Here is a 1,114-nt window from a genome sequence, read left to right on the forward strand (position 1 = left end):
TCCCACGGGAAAGCCTGACCCACAGGAAGAAGGTCACTTTCGATTACAGAGGAACGACCCGCAACGCGGGTCACTGTTGAGGAAAGGCCGGAATGCTGCATTCCGGCCGCGCGGAGTAGCACGTCCTCCGCCGTCTCGTTCGGCACAGCAGTCGCGGCAACTCGCCACGCTGTCGAATCCGGGCCGGAATCTGTCGGCTGAGGTCAAGGAAATGCCGGGAAAAGCGGCTGTCCCGGATGCCTGATCTGAGCGATATTGCGTCATCGCCGGCACAGACCGGCGGGCTGGAATGAGGGGGCAGTCCCGTGAGCCACGCACGACCGACGGTGACCATCGACGCGGAAGTCCGCGTGCCGACCATGACGGCGCAGCTCGCCTGCTTCCATGTGCTCGAACCGACGGACAGCGTGCTGCGCCTGCAGGACGATTACCGGCTCGACTTCTGTCTCAACCCGCGTCCGCGCAACACGCGCGGCTGCTATCGCGAACACTGGAGTCAGCACCGCTTCGAACGCATCGGCAACGTGTTCCTGCTGCCGCCGCAGGAAACCATGCAGGTCTCCACCAGCGGCGGCGCGCCGCAGGGCTCGCTGGTGTGTCACATCCATGCCGAGGCGATGCGGCAGTGGTTCGAAGGCGATCTCGAATGGACCGACCGCCGTCTCGAAGCCAGCCTCGATCTCGGCGACGCCAACATCCGCAATCTGCTGACGCGGCTGACGGATGAACTGCGGCACCCCGGCTTCGCCAGCGAAATGCTGGTGGAACTGATCGCCGGCCAGGTCGCGATCGAAATCGCACGCTACTGTGCTTCGATCCATGAGGGCCCGGCGGTCGGCGGCCTCGCGGTATGGCGGTTGCGTCGCATCGACGAGCGCCTGCGCGAAATCCGCGAGGCGCCGACGCTGATGGAGCTGGCGACGCTGTGCAATCTGTCCGTACGGCAGCTGACACGCGGCTTCCGCGTCAGTCGCGGCCATTCCATCGGCGAGCACGTCGCACAGGCGCGCATCGATCACGCGAAGCGCATGCTGGCGACGGAGCAGAGCGTCAAATCCATTGCGTATTCGCTGGGGTTCGCCTCGCCGTCGAGTTTCTCGTTCGCGTTCCGTCG

General features: G+C 65.2%; 1 protein-coding gene. It reads left to right on the forward strand.

Annotated elements, in window-relative coordinates:
- Positions 1-305: 305 nt before the first annotated feature.
- The coding region (locus V7D81_RS20855) for a helix-turn-helix transcriptional regulator (RefSeq protein ID WP_324319921.1) at positions 306-1,114 on the forward strand (809 nt) is incomplete at its 3' end.

The sequence above is a fragment of the Povalibacter sp. genome, from assembly GCF_036735925.1.
Lineage (GTDB): Bacteria > Pseudomonadota > Gammaproteobacteria > Steroidobacterales > Steroidobacteraceae > Steroidobacter.